Source organism: Serratia sp. JSRIV001 (assembly GCF_019968745.1).
Lineage (GTDB): Bacteria > Pseudomonadota > Gammaproteobacteria > Enterobacterales > Enterobacteriaceae > Chania > Chania fonticola_B.
The window spans coordinates 645,131-665,679 of record NZ_CP074147.1 but is presented as its reverse complement, the minus strand read 5'-3'; the positions used below and the strand labels follow the sequence as shown (position 1 = coordinate 665,679).

Sequence of the window (20,549 nt, the reverse complement as noted above, 5' to 3'; positions counted from 1 at the left end):
TGTGAAAATGTGTTGATTTAGCACTCAGGTGTTAAATAATTACGAACCCTTGCTTGACCTATTTTTATCTTGGTAGAATCTATGTTATCACCAGATTATAGGCGATTTTTCACACGCCCAAATGAGCGGGCTATAAAAATACCTTTTCCCTAAAAATAGCATTATCGTGAAAAATTAAATCTTCATCATCAGATCATAATAGGAGGCTATTGCGTCACTCAAAACATCCTCCTCACCTACGTCAAATTTCATTGCTATTTCAAGAAGTAATTTAGCATCAGATTCACTGATAACGGGAAGCGTATGAGCCTGTGATTTTCTTACGGTTTTCCTTGGCACTTTGCGTGCTTTATGCTGCGACCAAGCCTTTAATAGCAAATTCATCCTACCAGAAAAATCGGGGTTTTCTCGACACTCAAGATAGATATGCGTGATTAATGCAGGCCGGTTGTCATGATGCGTGAGTGGCATTAGCCCACTTCTTTTCACCGTCCCTTTCTTTTCAAGGTAATCAAGTGCAAAGACAATTAACTCATCGCTTTTTGTTAGGTTATTTATGTTTACTTTATGCCGACACTCTTCTTTTATATTTTTATAATCCTCGAAAATAAAATCCAGATAGTCGATACCCATTTCACTTGGGAAAGGCAGTTTTTCGAAAAACCTCACCAATGTAACATGGCGATTTGAGTGGTCTGGTGAAAAATCGTGAACGCCAAGCAGGTCAATTGCTGTTATTTCATTTTTATTACCCATTTTGTGATAATAACTACTATAGAGACTCACTGGCATTGATGATAGGATATCCTTCCATCTTATATTTATAATGAGCACCCACAGGTAATAGCAAGCCTCTTTATCTTTTTTTAACCATGCCATTTTGTTTTTCGGAAAAACATCTTCTGATAACTTTGTATTTAACCCTATGAGTTTATCCAGAGACTTCTCTTTGTATGTTCTGTATATTTCATTGGCAACACAAAACGCCATACCTTCTTTTGAGTTGACCATTTTAGCGAAATTCATGGCCACGCTTTTTTCTTTTAGTGAAAAAATTATCTTAGACAATGTCATGTGGTTAAAGGTTGCTGCAACTCGTTTAAGTACATCAATGCGATTATCAGAGTTTTCATTGAGATAAAACTCATTTTTATATTCAAAAAAACCTACTTTTGCTTGGCCCCTCATCTCACTGAATGTCATGACCCCCACCTTTTAATCAATACAATACTCCCAAAACCACTTTACATCAAAGAGGGTTACGTGTCGATTTAGTTGTTAAAAATGAAATTATATAGAGATTTTTAGTGGTTTTTCCGTGTCAAAAACAACGTTTTTTAGTAGATAAATCGTGGTTTTTTATCCTTAAAAACCCCATGAAAATGGCTGATTAGCATTCAATCCCATGCATTCACACATGCGTTAAATCCCAGACAATTCGATTTGCATAAAAACGGGGGCGACATAGCCCTCCATGAACTTGCTCAAACAAGTGACCAAGAGGGGCATGAGGTTTGAGTTATGATGGGGATGCAAACGGACAATAGGTTGATAAAATTTTTAACTGAAAATGTACCGGTTGTATGGGAGTACATATGCCCACCACCTTCATTTTTAATGAAATCACAACCAGGCGATTAAGCGATTAAGCGATTAAGCGATTAAGCGATTAAGCGATTAAGCGATTAAGGTTATTTTTTACATGACTGACTGATGTGATAGAGAACATTGTGGCGCATTGGCATAAATCAAAATGCCCACTGACGCTGCCGCAGTCCGTTCTCCATTCACTCATCACCATGGAGAAAAATAACATGCCACCCCCTATCAAAAGTCTACTAGATGACCAGTTTGTCGATATGGCGTTTATCGTCGCGCATACCGGTATGACGGATAAATGGTTTTATAAGTTGATTAGCCTTAAGCGTTTTCCGCCAGCCATCAAGTTTGGCCGTCGTTCACGCTGGCTGAAAAGTGAAGTGTTAGCCTGGGAAGTGGAAAGAATAAGAGAGTCACGCCCGGACTATATTCCCCCAGACTATCAAGAATTATCTGCCGTCGGTCTGTAATCATCAGTCGCACTGCCTGCTGTCTCTAATGTTAAATTTTGGTTACTATTTTAATCAAGAAAGTACACTAACTTACCATGCCGCTTTTTTTTGTTTTATCTTGCTATAGGGTAAGGGGTATTGCTAAAGGCTATCCCATGGCCCCAAGTAACGGTACAGGCCTTTAGGGAGTTTATATTATTGAATGAATATTGATTAAATAAAATTGAATTGACATTGATTGATGCCACTGGGGTAATAATCACATTAACGCTAATAGGTTAACATTGACTGTGTCATTAAACCCATCCAATTAACCCTTAAGCAAGTGAAACTATCAGGCTGAGTCAAGTTATTAAGCTGTGGTTAAACTCAATCAGAACGTGAAACATCTCACGAATTAAATCAGCGACAACCTCTCGCCAATGACTGCAGATGCAATCTGCACTGCCTGTCCATGTAGAGCACATCACCTTATAACGCAGAGTGACTGACGACATTTGTTAATATCCATCTCTTCCCCTACTTCAGCAACAACGCAGAGTCTCTCGTGACTCTGCTTATGTCTCTATCACTCATCACTATTGAGGTAAATAACCATGACCATGAATTATGATAAATACCTGACGCTGTCGACCAGCATCAATGAAGACCCTGTGTCGGCTATATACGTTACCCATGATGGTAATTACCTTGAAGAACTGCTTTATCTCTTCAAAGACATACAATATATCGCCAAATCAGACCGTGATGAATTCAGGGTGCAGTACGCTCCATCGGCCCATTACGCGTCATTAAAATCTACCGCAGCAGGGGAGCGGATATTGCTCGCGCTGAAGGGACTTCGGTCACTGAATGCTGCAAACGACGAGCGACGCGAGTTTCACCCTGCCTTGACGTTATTCCAGCGGTTGGCGGGGCAGCACAACATTCAACAGTATCTGACCATGACGGATAGTACCCCTGATGCCATGGCACGACTGGCAGCGCGCTTGAATACCTTTGTTCGACAATTCAGGTCTGGGCTGAAGACGCCGTCACACAAGCGGCAATCTCGCCAATACCAACGTGCAGCCAGGAAGAATCTGTGCGGTGCCCTTCGGTACACTGAAGCCCTGTTTGAACAGCATGCCCGACTACTGGCTGTCCGGGTTGACCTGTCTTATCGCAATAATACCAAAGCGACGATAACCGCTGAATTAGCCCGCCAGCATCGTCAGCGTTTCTTCAAGAACCTGCAGGCACACCGCCTGTTTCAAGCCTGTGTGGGCTATGTCTGGAAGCTTGAATACGGACGCTACAGGGGCTTTCACTATCACCTGCTGGTGTTCTACGACGGTGCACGGGTCCGACAGGACGTGACGCTGGCTCGGCTGCTGGGCGAATACTGGCGAGACGTCATTACCGCAGGGGCGGGGCATTACCACAACTGTAATGCCGACAAGGCACGTTATCGCTTCCCGGGGATTGGCTTGCTTCACTATACCGACACAGCCAAACGCAAAGGCTTGAACATCGCGGTCCGATACCTGTGCAAAGTCGATACCTACGCCCGCCTGACGTTGCCAAACGGTGCCCGGTCCTTTGGGCGAGGGGAGATAGCTCACTCTTCAGCAATTCGCCGTGGGCGTCCCCGTGCACGATAAGTCGGTTTCAACCTCTTAAGTGACCAACCTTTTCCAATTCAATCAACCACTACATCCAGTAACAAATAAGGCGCTGTAACGCATAGGTATTTTTTTACAACACTCCCCAATTTAATGACAAAGCTTCCCCTCGCGTTTGCGGCTGTAAGTCAGCCGGATTAACCACGCCCACTATACGCTCCACCCTGTTGCTGACCGTTATCCCAGACACCCGGCGCGTTTACCAGCATCGCCGCACCACGACGTCGCTCCGGTCATGCCCAATGGACAGGTATTTGCTACCAGATGCATTCAGGAATCTTTCATGTTCATGCAATTCAAGAAAATCACGACCGGCAGTACCGGGGATGGCAGTACCGTGTCAGCGGACGACCTGTCACTCAATCCTCAGACCCCTTATCACTGTATCAGTTGCGGTAACCCACTGCGGCTCCACCTGACGCATACGGCAGGCCGATACTTTGAGCATGACCTTGAGCACTGCTCGTTCCATACACTCGACACGTGCACCTATTTACTTCCATCGTCACATTTTCAATCTACTAAACCGCCCACTCCCTTTGCGCAGGCAGTTCAGGAAAACAGGCAACGTGACGATGACACCTTGGGTTTTCCAGGGCTACAGCATTACTTCTGTGTGATGTGTGACCGTGACTATTATGGTAAAAAGTCCTGCCTGTATTGCGATGACACCCATTACACCACTGAAATCAGCAACCGGGACGCTGAAATGGTCACTATCGATACGGCCCCTCTGGGATTATCCCCTACCGAACAGAATCGCTATTTCGCCCATCTGACCCTCTCGACCTTGCTCCCTATTGAGGAGCGTGGCGTGCTCCATCCTGGTGTCACAAGTGACCTTGACCGACTGACCGAGCCGTATCTCCTGCTACACAGCCTGTTATCGGGCATGAAGGCAATTCCGATGAATTCTTATACCGCGCACTCGGTGTGCCAGCGGCTGATATCGGTCACGAACGATTGCCTCGAGCATCGTACGCTCCATCCAACCTTGCAGCGATGTGCTGAACTTATCAGTCAAACTGAAGAGGACGCGAGAGGGAATGAAGCCCTTTGCATGAGTCTGATACAAAACCTGCGGGTAGAATACCTCGACAACACGCATCAGCAGGCACTGGCCCACTGGTTGCAAAAGGGATACCAGAACCGACTGGCAGCATGTCGGTGGCTGTCTGAACTCCATACTAGCTCCCCATCTTTCGCCATGGTAGGGATTGAGCTCGCTTATCAACAGACCGATACGCCACTGGCTCGCATCACAGAGGACCTGCAGCATTTCCTGCGTGACATCCACACCCAAAATAAACTGACGCACGCTATAGGAGCCTTCTGGCACCTTGAATATGGCAAGTTGAAAGGGTATTTCGTCCATGTGATAGTTTTCTTTCCTATCGAACAGTCGGATACGGGCCCCGCCTTGGCAGCACTGATGGGTGAATACTGGCAACAGACGGTGACACAGGGTAATGGACGTTACTACGCTAATGAGGCCGAACAGGGAGAATATCGTTATCCGGGGTGCCTTTCGGTATTGCCCCAGCGTGGAGATACCCTTAACGAGGTCAAGTGGGTTTTGACAGCCATGACCGAGATGGATTTTTGCGCTCGCCTAGTGTTACCAAAAGAGCTATCCGCATTCGGTATGATGCGTTTTGATTCAGCGTGTACTCCACCATCATAGCAAGGACTTAGCTCGTCAGGCCCTGAGGTTTTGGTACCCTACGTTGCTGACGATATACATAACGACATACAAGGTACACAACCAGAGCGTCACTAATTAACCCGTATGATGCTAAAAGATTCACCGTATCCCATACTGCTCACAAATCCATTAATGACTATTATCTTTCTGCTTCTTTCAATTCAAAACATCCTGTAATCTGATAAGAAATTGCCAAGTATGGGGGGCATATGGCAGGGAAGGCCGTGATTTTACAAGGCGACAAAACCTCTCATGGTGGAGTGGTGTTACAGGGATCATCAGTGATGCAGTACTGCGGCACCAACGTAGCGCTGGTGGGGCATCTGGTGTCCTGCCCGCTATGCAAAGGCGTATTTCCCATAGTGATGGGGGCCTCAACTGTACAGGTCGTTGGGGTACAGGTGGCAGTGGAAGGAATGAAAACCGCCTGTGGAGCTTCTCTGATAGCTTCACAACACGAATGTAACGCCTGACGGGGATTTCGTTCAGCGCTAATCACTCTGCCAGAACGGCAGGAGCACAGGGAGCAAGGATGCCTTGGCAACGTTAGATACGTTAGAGACCGAACCCACCGTTTTTCAACCGTACACCCCACGGGTTGCCTGGCTGCTCGCACCGTTGAACGGCACTGAATATACGGTGAGCCACGCGGATATCGCGTTGTTACTGGGCACCTTGCCGGAGCAAGGCCGTGGCGTCACTCTCAATATTCTGCTGATTGATCGCCTGCTGCGTGAACTGGATCGGCGCCTGAGTGCCCAGATGGATGCGATCCTGCATGCTCCGGCGTTTCAGCGCCTGGAATCGACCTGGCGCTGGCTGGCCCTGCTGGTCGATAACATCCCGTTTCATGAAAACATTCAACTGACGCTGCTCCATGCCACCCAGGAAGAACTGCTGGCGGATTTCGAATTCTCCCCAGACATTACCTCCTCGGGCTATTACCAGCATGTCTATTCGGCAGGCTACGGCCAGTTTGGTGGAGTGCCGGTAGCGGCGGTGATTGGCTGCTATGATTTCACCCCCGGTGCCGCCGATATCAAACTGCTGCACTACCTGAGCGTGGTCAGCGCCATGGCGCATGCACCGTTTCTGTCGGCGGCAGACGCCACCTTCTTCGGCGTTGATTCATTAGCCGACCTGCCCGCCATTCTTGATTTGGACGCGGTCATGGCTGCACCGACACATATCCGCTGGCAGGCGCTCCGGGCTACCCCGGATGCCCGCTATCTGGGGCTGACCGTGTGCCGATTCTTGCAGCGCGAGCCTTATACCCCGGCGTCACAACAGGTCCGGCAGTTTGTCTATCAGGAACAGATCGGAACCCATCAGCACCTGCTGTGGGGCAACAGCGCCTTTTTACTGGCGCTCTGCCTGGCGGGCAGCTTTGCCCGTTATCGCTGGTGCCCGAATATTATCGGGGCGGAGAGCGGCGGAGCGTTCCGTAACCTGCCCGCTCGCTACTATGCGGCGCTGGGGCGTTGGCAAGAGAAGATCCCAACCGAGACGCTGCTGTCGGACCAGTGGCAGTACCGCTTGTCGATGGCCGGGTTTATTCCACTTGGGGTGCGCAAACAAGGGCAGGACGTGGTGTTTTATTCGGCCAACTCAATCCAGTCGCCGCAATATACCGACCTCACGCCTGAAGGGATGAACGCTCGGGTCAATGACCAGTTGGGGGCGCAACTGCCTTACCTGTTTATCATTACCCGGCTGGCGCACACCATCAAAGTGCTGCAGCGTGAGCGGCTGGGTAGCTGGCGCAATCGGGGAGACCTGCAGCATCAGCTCAACAACTGGTTAAAACGCTTTGTCTCCGATCAGGAGAACCCACCAGCCAGCGTTCGCAGCCGCCGCCCGTTACGCGCTGCACGCATTGAGGTGCAGGAAGTCGCGAATGATCCCGGCTGGTATCTGACACAGTTGCATGTGCAGCCGCATTTCAAACACATGGGCTCCAACTTCGTCCTCGCCTTGACCGGGCGTCTGGATAAATAACCTCCAAGACAGGAAGTCTTGCGCATGAACCAGAACAAACATCGGCAATTCCCTCCAGCCCGTCGGCGCAAAGCGCTACACCAGGCTGCCGAGGTGCTGCAACAAACACATGCCCCGCTGGTTTCCTTCCTGACCGCATCCAACCACGATCCCGATGTGGAGCGGCAATTGGAGGGAATGGCCTGGATGACCGGGCAGTTAGAGGGGCAGTTGGCAGACCAGCTACCGAACCTCACCCACCATATGCTGGCCCTGCTGTGGCCCTATTTTCTGCGACCCACCCCGAGCATGACCGTGCTGGAATGGCAGCAGGATTACCTGTCGGATCCCGCGCAGGCTTGCCCCCAGATCGCCAAGGGGGCCACGGTGGTCAGTATTCCGTTGCCAGTGACAACCGGTGAGGAAACGCTGCGGTGCCATTTCCGCACCTGCCGTGATACCCGGCTGTGGCCGTTACAGATGCAGGCGGTAAGCCGCGAGCAGCGGCACGGCCATGACAGCCTGTGTCTGCAACTGGTCACCACGGCGGATCGGCCCCTGGATCTCACTACCCTGAACGGCCTGCGGCTGTATCTGGGGGAAGACCTGCATACCGGGCAACAGCTGCATTTGTGGCTGAGTGAATACCTGAGCCACGCCACGCTGGAAGTGGGGGGAAAGACGTGGCCGCTGCCTGAGCTCGCACTCACCCCGGTCGGTTTCAACGACGAAGAGGCCCTGCTGCCCTGGCCACAGAATGCCGACCCCGGCTATCGCCTGCTGCAAGAGCACGCCTGCTTCCCCAACGCCTTTTTATTTATGGACGTAACGGGCTTCCCTAGCCTACCTCCGCTATCAGCCTCTCACGGCTTTACCCTGCGGTTCACCTTCTCCCGGCCTTTGCCTTCTGCCCTGGTTATCAACCGCCAGACGGTGCGCCTGCATTGCACGCCCGCCATCAACCTGTTTAGCCATTACGCTGACGGGATCAGCCTCGATGGTACGCAGTCAGAGCTGCCGTTATTCCCCAGCGTGCGCCATCCTGAGGATTACGACGTGTTCTCGGTGGATGAAGTGACCGGCGTATCAGCCCTGAGTGATGTCCCCCGCCGCTATGCGCCGTTTGAACGCTTCAGCCAGCAACAAGATGCGGGGTATTACCATGTGCGGGTCACCTCATCGCCCGTGGGGGGCTTGAACCATCACCTGGCGTTGATCCGCCACGGAGAAAACCTGGACAACCTGCCGCCGGAATCGGTGTCCGTACGGCTCACATGCAGCCACCGCCGCCTGCCGTTGCACCTGAAAGTAGGAGAACTCCGCCAACCGGCCACCGGCTGCCCGCCGGGGGTGCGCGTACACAATATCACCCGCCCGTCGGTCCCCCTGAGCCCAAGGTTGGATGCCACCTTGCAGGCGGCCCTGCTGCGCAATCTCTCATTGAACAGCCGCTCACTGCTGACGCTAACGGCGCTGCGGCAGGTGCTGAGCGCCTGCGATCTACCCGCCTGGCACAGTGAACTGGCGGCAGGGGTCTCCCGGCGGCGCAGGGCGGGGTTACTCAGCCTGACCGTACGCCCGGCTGAACGTCATATCGACGGTGTGCCGATCGATGGCCTGGCCTCGGTGCTTACGGTGCGGCTCCAAGGGGCGTTTGACTCGGAAGGCGAGCTCTATCTGTATGGCCGGGTACTGGCACGGTTCCTGGCCCAGCGCGCCAGCGTCAACCATTTCCATACCCTCACCGTGGTTAACCAAGATAATCAGGAGTCTTACCGCTTTCTATGATCCCCAGTGCAGAGCAGGAGCAGCAGCTCCAGGTTATCGCCGATAACGTTAGCCAGTATGACTTCTACCGCCTGGTGGAAGGGCTGAACCGGCTGGCAGGCATCGATCCGGCCCGCACGCTCGGCCTGCCGCCGAACCGGGAGGCGTTGCGCTTTACCGCCGCTGCCGGGTTGGGCTTTGCCGCCAGCGATGTGGTGGCGTTGCAACATGAGCCAGGTGGGCCGCTGCGCCTGGAGGTGAGTTTTCTGGGCCTGCAAGGCAGCCAGTCGCCCTTGCCCTATTACTACCTGGATGACATTGCCGGGAGCACGGCACAGGGAGAAACGCGGCTCAACGATTTTCTGGCGGTGTTCAACCATCGGCCTCTGTCGTTGGCGCACCAGATTTGGCGCAAATACCGCTATGAGATCACCTTTAAACCGGGGGGCCGCGATGCCACCTCAGGGCGTATTTTTGCCCTGATAGGCCTGGGCCATCCGCAGACGCGAGAGCAGTTGGGAATCAACGCCGAAGCCATGCTGGCCTACGCCGGTCTGCTGGCCTCACCGGGCCGTTCGCCGGAGGTGATCGCTCGCCTGGTCGGTCACTTCTTTTCACTCCCAGACGTGACGGTGCAGTCTTGTATGCCCCACGTCATGACGTTGAGTGACGAGCAGCAAAATCGCTTGGGCCAGGTCACCGCCGTACGCGGACAACGCCATCAACCCCGTTCGCTGCTGGGGGGCAACTTTGTGATCGGCAGCCGGATGCGCGATCGCAGCGTCAAATTTCAACTGTCGATCAATGAGCTCACGCAGGAACAGTACCTGTCGTTTTTACCTGACGGTAAGCAGCATCGCCTGCTGGTCAATTTTGTCGAGTACATCCTGCGCGAACCGCTGGTCTGGGATCTGCGCCTGACGCTGGCACGGCATCAGGCCGGGGGGCTGAAGCTCGGCGACACACAGCGGACCCAGTTGGGGTGGACCACCTTTGTGGGGCAACCCGAAGAGAAACCCTACACCCTGTTGCCTGTGCGCAGGTAGCCAACGTCAAGGATTGATATGAACTTTACCGATCATCTCAGAGAGGAACATGCCTACCTGCGTGCGCTGGCGGACAAGGTGGGGCAGGAAAAACCCGCACTGGCCGCGCAACTGGGTCGCCATGCCGGCGATCCGGATGTGGAATGCCTGATCCAGGGGGCGGCAATGCTGAATGCCGGCCTGCGTCAACGCCTGGAGGACGGCTTCCCCGAGGTCACGCAGGGGCATCTTGAGCGTACCTGGCCCTTCCCCTTGCGGCCTATTCCAGCCTGTGGCGTGGTGAACGTCAGCGCCAAAGCCAGCACGCTGGATGCGCCGTTAACCTTGCCCGCCGGAGAATCGCTCTCCTTGTTGTCCGATGGACGTACGCAGGTGTTCCAGACCTGCCATGCCTTGACGCTGCAGCCGCTGGCCCTGATTGACCGGCAGTTGCTGGTCACCCACTCCCACAGCGAGATCCGCCTCACGTTTCAGTACCAGGGGCCGGGTGACACCTGGCCAACCCAGCCGCTATCGCTGTTTCTGGGCGATGATCCACAGGTGGCAGCGACGCTGACCCTGTGGTGTGAACAGCATCAGGACCGGCCCGTGCTACAGGTGGAAGGACGACAATGGGTGTTGGAGACGGTGTTATCTTCCCCACGGCCAACTGCGGATAACCGCATTCTGCCACACGAGGGGGAAACCACCTGGGCGCTGCAGAGCCTGGCCGAATACCTGTACCTGCCCCATGTGAATGATTTCCTGACGCTGGATTTTGGCCCGATGCACTCAGGGCTGACGTTGGGGAATAGCCGCACCTTTACCGTCATCCTCACGTTCAACGGGGAGATCCCGCTCACCCAGGCCCAACTGGCGTCGGCCTTTATGCTGCACTGCGTCCCGGTGATCAGCCTGGCGGAACAGAAAAGCGCCCCCATACGGCTGCTACCCGGGCAGAGCGTTTACCCGCTACCGTATGCCGACGATCGCTGGGTGTATGCCATCACCGGCGTCAGCATGCTGGAAGAGCCGGATACCCTGCGGCGGGGCCGACGGGTGCAATTCCAACCCGACAGCGAACTGACGCCGGAATCGCGTTATGCACCCGACGCCGGGTTGGCGCTGTTTTACACCGTCCGGGTCAGTGGTGATGTCCTGGGGCGGATGCAGCATGAACTGGTGTTGTGCAACAGTGCAGGAGAACCGCTGACAGAGCCCCCTTGCCGGGCCGTGGTCTGTGACCTGCTCACCACCTCGGCGCAATCTCCCACGTTACCGCTTGGCTCCCCTTTCCTGCTCGGCATGGCGGTGACCGACACTTTGGACGTCACTACCGTCACCCGATTTTCGACCCCGTACCCGGCGGTGGTGGACAGCCATCACCATTGGCGGCTGATGGCCTGCCTGTCGTTCAGCCCCGCGCTCCTCAACCACCGGGAAACGGTACAGCGGGCGATCGACGATTTTTGCCTGCACGCCCGACATAACCTGCCCCAGGTCCGGCACATTCGCCGGGCGGTGGAGGGCATCACCGCCGTCAAGACCGAACCGGTGAATACCCTGATGGGGGAACGGCTGCGGCGCGGTTTGCAGATGACCCTGACGCTCGACGATCAGGCGTTCGACAGCCCCGGCGAAGCCTACACCTTTGCGGCGGCGCTGAGCGTCTTCTTTACCCATTGCCTGACCACCAACAGCTTCCTGCTGCTGGATGTGATAACCGAACCTTCACAACGGCGCTGGGCATTGCCCCTGGCACGCGGCCAACGAGCCATGATGTGAGACACCACAAGGAGTGAACGATGGACAGCGGATTATTTTTCAGCAGCCAACTCGGTGAACTGCCTCCGGACACCTTTGACGTGGCCGGTTTTACCCTGGAAGAAGGGTTGTCGACCCTGTTTACCTTGACGGTAAACCTGGTCAGCACCCGGTCAGACATCGAACTGGAAGCACAGTTGCTGCAGCCGGGGGCATTGACCGTCACCGTCAGTGGCAAGGAACAGCGCACGATCCCTGGGCTGATCGCCAGCCTGACTCAGGGGGAAAGCGGTTTTCGTCGCACCTACTATCAGGCGGTGATCCGCCCGGATGTCTGGGTACTGAGCCTGAAACAGGACAGCCGGATCTTCCATTTCCTGTCGGTACCGGACATCGTCAATCAGGTATTGGACGAACACCGCATCCCTTATCAGAGCCATATCCAGCAGACCTATCCACCGCGTGAGTACGTGACCCAGAAGCGCGAAAGCGACCTGGACTTCATCCTACGGCTGATGGCCGAGGTGGGGATCAGCTTCTGGTTTGAAGATAACGAACTGGTGTATGGCGATTCGCACCTGAGCATGACGGAAGGTATCCCGCTGACCTTCAACCCGCATATCCAGTCGCCAACCCAGGGCGACATTGCCCATCGGCTGACCCTGGGGGCGTTCATGCAGTCACGGGAAAGCGTGCTTAAAGATCGCGAACACCGGCGGCCCGACCATCCTCTGCAGTTTAAGCAGAGCGACCCTGCATTGGGTGGTGAAGCCACCCAATACTCGGTATTTGAGAGCTATGGCCGTTATCAGGATGACCAGACCGGGCCGCAGCTCAGCGCCGTGCGGCTGGAGGCCATGCAAGCGGGCACCCAACAGGGCGCGGCAGAAACCAACAGCATCCGGCTGATGCCGGGCACGATTTTTACCTTGCAGGGCCACCCGGTGCAGGCGCGTAACGATCGCTGGCAGGTGATCACCGTCAGCCACCGTGGGGAACAGCCCGCTGCGCTGGAAGAAGAGAGTAACGGCAGCGGTACCACCTTCACCAACTCGCTGACCTTTGCGCCGGGGAATATCGACTGGCGGCCAAGCTACCGTTACAAACCGCTGGCCGACGGGGACGAGGTGGCCACGATCGTCGGGCCAAAGGGCGAGGAGCTGTACGTCAACGAACTGGGCTGGGTGCGGGTGCATTTCCACTGGAACCGTTACGATCCGGCGGATGAAAAAGCCTCCTGCTGGGTGCCGGTCTCCAACCAGTGGGCGGGGGACGGTTTTGGCTCAGTGACGCTGCCAAGGATTGGCCAGGAAGTGCTGATCAGCTACCTGAACGGCGATATCGATCGCCCGGTGGTGAGCGGACGTTACTACAACGGCCTGAATAAACCGCCCTACCCGCTACCCGCCAACAAGACCAAATCGGTCTGGCGCACCAAATCGCACAAGGCCGAGGGCTTTAACGAACTGTCGTTTGAGGATGAAGCGGGCAGCGAGGAGATTTACCTGCACGCGCAGAAAGACCTCAAGGCCCTGGTCAACAACGATGCGCACTGGGATATCCGCGCCAACCAGAGCAGCAAGATTGGCGGTAACAGCCTGAGTGACATCGAAGGCAACCGGGAAAGCCGCATCAAGGGCGAACTCACTCTGCATACCAGCGGCAAAAAGTCCGAACTGGCCGACGGCGAATCCCATTTGCAAGTCGGCAGTGCCTACGTGGTGAAGGCGGGTCAGGAAGTGTCGGTAGAAGCCGGGGCCAAAATCACCCTCTCGGCGGGCAGTGAGCTGACGCTCAAGGCCGGGGGGAGCTTTATCAAGCTGGCCCCGGGGGCCATTTTCACCTCGTCATCGTTGCAGGTGGGTAGCGGTTCTGCGGGCAGCGGTCAGGGCGTCAATCTGAAGATGCCGGGCGTGGTGCCGTTGCTGGCGGCCCCCACGCTGATCCAGCAAGGTGTGCTCAGCAGTGACGCTCCGTACTGCGAAGAGTGCGAAAAATGCAAAGAAGGCGGCTGCGCGATAGAGGGATCGCCTGCGGCGGCATCGCCCGGCAAGAATATCTCCAGCGGCTTCGTACAGCAATCTGGTGGGGCGATACCGGCAACGGCCAGTGGCGCTCAAGGGATGCCCGGCAGTGGCTGGGCCTCGGCAGGCGGTGTTTCTCACGCATTGCCTGACGTTGGCGCATTGTCCATCAGTGGACTGGCCGCGATGGCTGAGGTAGCCAACCTGTCGGGTGCCACAGGTAAAGATTATTTGACTATGGCCAGCGATAAGCTCACAGGCTCGCAATCTGCGGATAGGGACGCGTTATTCAAAAAGATGGGTAAAAAGTCATGAGCAAAAACCGGGTAAAAGACTGGGTAAGAGACACGGCCGGAACACAGCTGTATGCCATCCTGGCCAATACCAACGGCGCGGAAGGTATCAAAGCCTATTACCGGGAGGATGGCAGCCGCACGCCTTATGGGCTTTATGCCAACACCCCCTATGCCAACTGGTTTGAAGTGATGCCGGTGATGGTGCAGCTCACTGACGGCAGCCCATTCCTGCGCTGGGTGGCTGAAACGCCTCTGCGCAACTGGGGCTGGCTGGCGCGTTCGCCTTTGCCACAGGCTGCCCTGGCGACCCACCTTGCCGGTTTGACGCAGGTGATCATGCCCAGCGGCAAAGCGGTGTTTTTCCGCTATTGGGATGGGCGTTATCTGCCAGCTTACCTGCGCTACTTTGGCGATGAGTGGCGCACTATCCTGCCGGTGTTCTCCGATTACTGGGTGAACGGCGAGGGTTTTACCTGCCCAGTGGATCCTTCTGCGCAGGCCCAGATTAGCCCCTGGTGGCTGGTGCCCCAAGGGATGGTAGATGCATTGCTGGATGAAGATCCAGAACCGCTGATCGCCAACCAGCTGACCTGGCTGCGCGAGAATGAGTTTGAACTCTATCAAGCCGTGCCAGAACCGGTTTTGCGCCAGATAGCGCTGCGACTTTACCCACAGGTCTGGCAACAGACGCCAGATCCGAAGAAGCGAACCGCACGGCTATCCCAGGCCCTGGTAGATGCGCTGAGCCGCCGTACCAATCCGTTCGAGGTGATCACCTTCAACGTTTCCTCTTTTCGACCGTGAGTAATGGACTATGACGACCGAATATATTGCGAGTATTGACAATGCCTTGCTGGGCTTCAAAAACAAGACCCTGATCACCCAAGAGTATCGGCAGATCGTCAAGGAGTGGGCCACGGCCAGCAGCATTTCCGGGCGATTAGGTGGGCCGACGCTGGAGATGGAAAAAACCCTGCGGCTCAACGACAGCAAGACCGTGGTCTCGGAAAACGATCGCAGCTTTGAGAGTAGCGTAGTGACCTGCCCGAAGAGTGGCGAGATCAAGGTCGCCCTCGCCTACGAGTCTACACTCGAACTCCCCATCCCCGATGTGACCATTGAGATCTATGAAGATGTCAGTTTTGGTTTTGACTCGAAGGTGGCTACCCAGCAGACCGATGAGCAAGGCATAGCGCGTTTCCCTGGTCTGACTGCGGGCAAGAAATATTACGTTAAAGCCACCGATCCCCAGCTTGAGCAGCACAATGACCAGATGCTGCAAGCCTATGACGGCCTGATGCTGGAGATGTACGACACCTTGTCAACGCAATGGCAGACCTACAGGCCTCAGTGGCAGCTGAGCCCAATCAATGCAGGCCTGTTGACCGCGCTGGGCGCTGGGCTGTACGACGGCATGTTCGGGCTGTGGGACGACGTAAAACTGGCCTACGACGTGATCACCGACCCCGCAAAGTACGGGCAGAAAATCTATGCGGAAGCGGGTAAGTATAAAGATCTGATCACCCAGTTGGATGAACAGAAACTGAAGTCCCTGCTGGAAGGCAGCAAGCAGATGGCCCGCGAGCTGTTGGCGCTGTTCAATGATGAAGCTGCGTTGTACCTGTTTATGCGTTCGGTGGAACTGCAAGTGCGTATGTACCCCTGGGGTGCACTACTGGAACCGATGGTAAAAATAGGGGGTTCCATTATCAGCGATGCGTTGGTCGGCATTGTCTTCGGGGCGCTGCTGACCCTGGTGACCGCCGGGTTGGGCGTGGCGTTCCTGATCTATAAGGTAGGCAGCTTGCTCAAGAAACTGGGCAGCGCATTGCAGTCTGTCTGGCAGGGGCTGAAGACGATTCTGTTTGCCACCCTGGAACTGGTCAAACGGTTCTTTGAGAAGACTCGCCAAATGAACCTCAAGCGCCAGGCCAATGCCAAGTTGAAACAGGATCGGAAAAACCAGCTGGGTTCGTCAAACCAAACTGGTCTGGTGGATAACTCAGGCACGGTGAAAAACAGCCCTGCGACAAATGCGGCTGACCAGCCCACGGTGAACTCGCAGTGCACCCCCGGCACCGGCTGTCCGGTCTCGCTGATCAACGGCGAAGAGTTGCTTACTCTGGACGATGGGCAACTGATTGGCCTGACGCCCTTTATCTTCCAGCGTCAGTACCGCACCACCGCGGTCGAACGCACATCGGTGTTTGGTTTTGGCTGGAGCCACAGCTTGCAGCATAACGTGGAGTTTATCGGTGATGAACTGCACTGGACCGATCACCAGACCCTCACCACCATTCTGCCGTTACCTACCGAAGTTTCCCCAAGTGGGCTTAACTATGTAGCCGGGGCCGCCGCCTATCTGGACGAGGAGCCCAATAGCTACTGCCTGATGGCCGGTAGCATGGAAGGCTGGGTGTTGCATGTGCATCGGGTTACGGGGCAAACGACCGGGTTCATCACCGGCCTTTCACACCGCCAGTTGCGGTTGACCCTGCATTATCACGATGGCTTACCTGTTCGGCTGGAACATCCGGCTGGAGCAGCCTTGCAGTTCAGCTATCAGGAGCTGCCTCAAGGCTGGCGCCTGACGCAGCTGAGCCTGACCCCTGAATCGGGTCGGGAAGAGGCTCTCCATCCGCTGATGACCTATGAGTACGATGAGCGGGGGCAACTGAGTGCCGCTATCAATGCGGCCGGGGAAGCCGAGCGTTATCAGTATCGTGATGATTATGTATTCAGCCTACGGCAGTTGGCTGGCGGGGCCGAGTTTTATTGGGAATGGCAAGGGGAAAGCAAACAGGCCCGTGCGGTGCGCCATTGGAGCAACCTGCCGAACCTTGACCAGCGTTTTCTGTGGGACGAGCAACCCGGGGCCGTCACCCTGGTCCATCAGGACGGTTCACGGGAGACCTGGCAACATGACACCCGCTTTCGCCGCCTGATAAAGAAGGTCGACCCGGACGGCGCGACCCACCTCAATGAATACGGTGAACGCGGTGAGCTGCTGAGTGAAACCGATCCGTTGGGCAATCGCACCGAATATGGCTATAACGGTGAACTGCAGTGCACCTGGGTGCGAACTCCTGACGGACAAGAGACCCAATACCGTTATTCGCGGGGCCGAGTAGTAGAGAAAACCACCTGGAGCCTCGATCAGGAGGACAAGATCCGTGAACGGTATCGCTACGACACGCAGGGCAACCTGACGGAAGAAACCGATGCGTTGGGCAATACCTGCCACTACCTGTGGTCTGCACAAGGGGCACTCAACGAGGTGCAATACCCGGATGGCAGCCGCGAGCGCTTCGTTCGCGATGCCTTTGGCCAGGTGCTGGAGCACCATCAACGCAACGGGCTGACCCACTATTATCGTTACAACCTGTTGGGGCAAGTGATCCGGCACAGCGACAGCCCACTGGACGAGGCCGGGATCAACGGCACCCTTTATACCTGGAATGCCGCCAACCGGCTGGAGGCTATTCACGCGCCTGACGGCACAGTGCGCCACTACCGTTACAACGCCTACGGCAAGGTGACCAGCGAACGTGATGAAAAGGGGCTGACCACCCAATACGAATACCATCCAAACTCCCATCTGGTGAGCCGAGTCATTTACCCCGACCTCAGCCAGGTGGAATACCGCTATGACAACCCGAAGAACTTCGTCAGCGACATCATCAACCAGAACGGCGAACATCATCGGCTGGCCTATCACCCTAACGGGTTGGTGAGTGAAGAGCACACCGTTGACGGACGCCACTTCCTCTATGACTACGACCTGAACGGGCACCTGACCCAGCGCACCGAGTACGGCACCAGCCAGAGTGAACAGACCGCACTGGTGACTCGCTACGAGCGGGATGCTGCCGGTAGGCTAGTTCGCAAAGTGTTGCCGGACGGCAAGGAAGTCAGTTACGCCTACGATAGTTTTAACCGCCTGCGCCTGGTGGATGACGGGCATTGGCCATTGGCGTACGGCTATGATGAGGTTGGTCGACTGACGGAGGAGTATCAGGGCTTTGCCAGCCTGTTTTACGGCTATGACAGCGCGGGCAACCTGACACGCCAACGTCTGCCCGACGGCAACCTGCTGGCTTACCACTACCAACAGGGGCAAGTCTCACGCATTGACCTGAATGGCCGCATACTGAGTGAACACCAGTATCGCGGCGAGCGGGAAACCCGGCGCATCACCGGTGAGGTGGTAAGCGAGTTTGATTATGACGCGCAGCAACGCCTGCGCCATCAACGTGCTACTGCCGTAGTGCAGGCAGAACTGGAGGGTGACGCCCCAGACGTGACGCCGGTGATGCAGCGCCGCTACGAGTACGACCCGGCAGGCAACCTGACGCAGATCCTCGACCCGCACAAAGGCAACCGGGAATACCGCTACGATAAGCAACATCGCCTGACCGAAGCGCTGCACCACCCGATAGCCTACCCCGAAGCCTTGCCGCAGGCGCTGCGCTGGCGGGGTATCAGTGAACAGTTTACGCACGATGCAGCGGGTAACGTATTGGGGAACGATGCTGCCTCCCGTGGAACACAAGTGCGTGGCAACCTGCTGAAGCAGAAAGGCGATGTGCGGTTCGAGTATGACGAGTTTGGCAACCTGACACGTGAAGTGCGCAGCACCAAGCCACTGTGGGTGCGGGAGTTCCGTTATGACTGCCAGCACCGGCTGGTGGAGTTCATTGAACAACGCCAGGGGCAGAAAACCCATTTTGCCTATACCTATGATGCCTTTGGTCGACGCATCCAAAAGCAGGACCTACTAGCCCAACGGCCTGATGCCATAACCCGGTTCTTCTGGCAGGGTGAGCGGATGGTGGCAGAATGCGCCGACGATGATAATATCTTCACAGCGGACGATCCAAAACCGGCGCACCTGGCGACCTATAAAAGCTACCTGTACAGCCCCGGCAGCTTTGTGCCGTTGGCGCAGTTACTGGGCAAAGGACGCAAGTCAGAGATTTACTACTACCTGAATGACCATCTGGGCACCCCGCAGGAACTGGTCAACGGCAAAGGACAGATTGCCTGGAGCGCGGCGTACCGCGCCTACGGCAATCTGGCGGTAGCGTTCATTGAATCTGTGCCGCAACCACTGCGTTTTCAGGGGCAGTACTTCGATGCTGAAAGCGGGTTGCACTATAACCGGTATCGCTATTACTCGCCGGAGACCGCAAGGTTTATCACCCCTGACCCTATTGGGCTGGCTGGTGGGCTGAACCAGACGCAGTATGTACCTAACCCTACCGGGTGGGTGGATCCGCTGGGGCTGGCGAGTAAGGACTGTGAAGAGCTGCTAAAAGCGAGTGCTCCCCAAGCCTGGGATGTTGGTAGCTACGGTGATTTAAGAGGTTCTGTTAGAGGCAAAAATCTTGGACTGGATGCTCATCATGTCGGTCAAAAAGCTATAATGAAGGACTTAGTTGATCAGTATGATCCCATCACAGCACCTTCAATATTAGTTCCTAACGTTGGTCATACGGTATCTAAAGAGGGGGTTGGTATTGTATCCAGAAGTATGAATAATCCAGCAACAGGAAAACCATTTACTTCTGCAAGAGATGTCATAGCCAGAGACGTGAGGGAGTTGCGGCGAGTATACCCAGATATTTCCAAGGTTAAACTCAAAGAACTTATCGACATGAATAAGTCTATGTATCCTGAAGTAAAAAACAAAAATCTTGGGAGATAATGTATGTCAAGTGATAAAAAAGTAGTTGACGCGATATTTAATGAGCTTTTTTTTGATAATCTCCCTAGATATAGGGAGGCGCTAAGCAAGGCTCCTGACAATAGCAAAGATGTTTATGCCAGAGCAAGGAATGCCATATCAAAAATAAACCAAGAGGATAAGGATGCCATATTTGATTTTTTTAAAATAATCATAGCCGACACTTCCTCAGTTATTCTAGGGACTATTGACGGCTCTCACTTCCCTAATGATATTGATGGTGATTTTAAATTATCCTATGAAAATGAAGAAATCCAAGGCTGCTTACAGGACTACTTTATTGCAGGTGCAGAAAATATAGATACATATAAGTAAAAACCAGGAAGTCCTATGTAGGGGGCCTTATCGGTTGTGTCGCATTAGGAGAGCATGAAAAAAGTGGGGCAGTGTGAGCCATGCTGCCATCCACTTAGCTTTCGTGTAATAGAACGTAGCGCACCTTCGGTGCGAGCATGGCAGCGTTGCTGCCTCAATCGTTTTTAAGACCCTGCCTCACATCAACGTTGGGGCCGGATGACTGCCCTACTGCT

The 20,549-nt window shown here is 54.8% G+C and carries 13 protein-coding genes; 12 read left to right on the top strand and 1 reads right to left on the bottom strand.

All coding sequences use genetic code 11. The features are described 5' to 3' along the window. Positions 1-174 precede the first annotated feature (174 nt). Positions 175-1,203, bottom strand: coding sequence for a hypothetical protein (locus KGP17_RS02910; RefSeq protein WP_223498830.1), 1,029 nt, complete (start codon positions 1,201-1,203; stop codon positions 175-177). A gap of 611 nt (positions 1,204-1,814) precedes the next feature. On the opposite strand from KGP17_RS02910, the gene KGP17_RS02905 reads away from it, so the two are divergent. The 12 genes from KGP17_RS02905 (at position 1,815) to KGP17_RS02850 (ending at position 20,334) form a co-directional block, all read left to right on the top strand. After that, entirely contained in the window at positions 1,815-2,069 is a 255-nt protein-coding gene (locus KGP17_RS02905) for an AlpA family transcriptional regulator (RefSeq protein WP_223498829.1), read from the top strand. Positions 2,070-2,704: 635 nt separating this feature from the next. Further along, a complete protein-coding gene (locus KGP17_RS02900; protein ID WP_223498828.1) occupies positions 2,705-3,694 on the top strand; it encodes an inovirus-type Gp2 protein in 990 nt (329 codons plus the stop codon). 304 nt (positions 3,695-3,998) lie between these two features. Beyond that, positions 3,999-5,399 (top strand): zinc-ribbon domain-containing protein, encoded by a 1,401-nt coding sequence (locus KGP17_RS02895; protein ID WP_223498827.1) that lies wholly within the window; start codon positions 3,999-4,001, stop codon positions 5,397-5,399. Positions 5,400-5,629: 230 nt separating this feature from the next. Then, positions 5,630-5,893, top strand: coding sequence for a PAAR domain-containing protein (locus KGP17_RS02890; protein ID WP_223498826.1), 264 nt, complete (start codon positions 5,630-5,632; stop codon positions 5,891-5,893). Between the two features lie 64 nt (positions 5,894-5,957). Continuing rightward, positions 5,958-7,418: a type VI secretion system contractile sheath large subunit gene (tssC, locus tag KGP17_RS02885; RefSeq protein ID WP_223498825.1), complete on the top strand. Its 1,461-nt coding sequence runs from the start codon at positions 5,958-5,960 to the stop codon at positions 7,416-7,418. Between the two features lie 24 nt (positions 7,419-7,442). Then, on the top strand, positions 7,443-9,185 hold the full coding sequence (tssF, locus tag KGP17_RS02880) for a type VI secretion system baseplate subunit TssF (protein WP_223498824.1): 1,743 nt from the start codon (positions 7,443-7,445) through the stop codon (positions 9,183-9,185). Further along, on the top strand, positions 9,182-10,210 hold the full coding sequence (gene tssG / locus KGP17_RS02875) for a type VI secretion system baseplate subunit TssG (protein WP_059199175.1): 1,029 nt from the start codon (positions 9,182-9,184) through the stop codon (positions 10,208-10,210). Before tssF (KGP17_RS02880) ends, tssG begins: the two co-directional genes overlap by 4 nt. Before the next feature lie 18 nt (positions 10,211-10,228). After that, the gene (tssF, locus tag KGP17_RS02870) at positions 10,229-11,974 is read left to right on the top strand and encodes a type VI secretion system baseplate subunit TssF (RefSeq protein WP_071682752.1); all 1,746 of its coding nucleotides are present in this window, start codon (positions 10,229-10,231) and stop codon (positions 11,972-11,974) included. Between the two features lie 20 nt (positions 11,975-11,994). Continuing rightward, entirely contained in the window at positions 11,995-14,292 is a 2,298-nt protein-coding gene (tssI, locus tag KGP17_RS02865; protein WP_223498823.1) for a type VI secretion system tip protein TssI/VgrG, read from the top strand. Further along, entirely contained in the window at positions 14,289-15,077 is a 789-nt protein-coding gene (locus KGP17_RS02860) for a DUF4123 domain-containing protein (protein ID WP_223498822.1), read from the top strand. The genes tssI and KGP17_RS02860 overlap by 4 nt, the downstream gene beginning before the upstream one ends. A gap of 10 nt (positions 15,078-15,087) precedes the next feature. Continuing rightward, positions 15,088-19,980, top strand: a complete 4,893-nt coding sequence (locus KGP17_RS02855) for an RHS repeat-associated core domain-containing protein (RefSeq protein ID WP_223498821.1) — start codon at positions 15,088-15,090, stop codon at positions 19,978-19,980. A gap of 3 nt (positions 19,981-19,983) precedes the next feature. Then, a complete protein-coding gene (locus KGP17_RS02850; RefSeq protein WP_223498820.1) occupies positions 19,984-20,334 on the top strand; it encodes a hypothetical protein in 351 nt (116 codons plus the stop codon). The last annotated feature ends 215 nt before the right edge of the window (positions 20,335-20,549 follow it).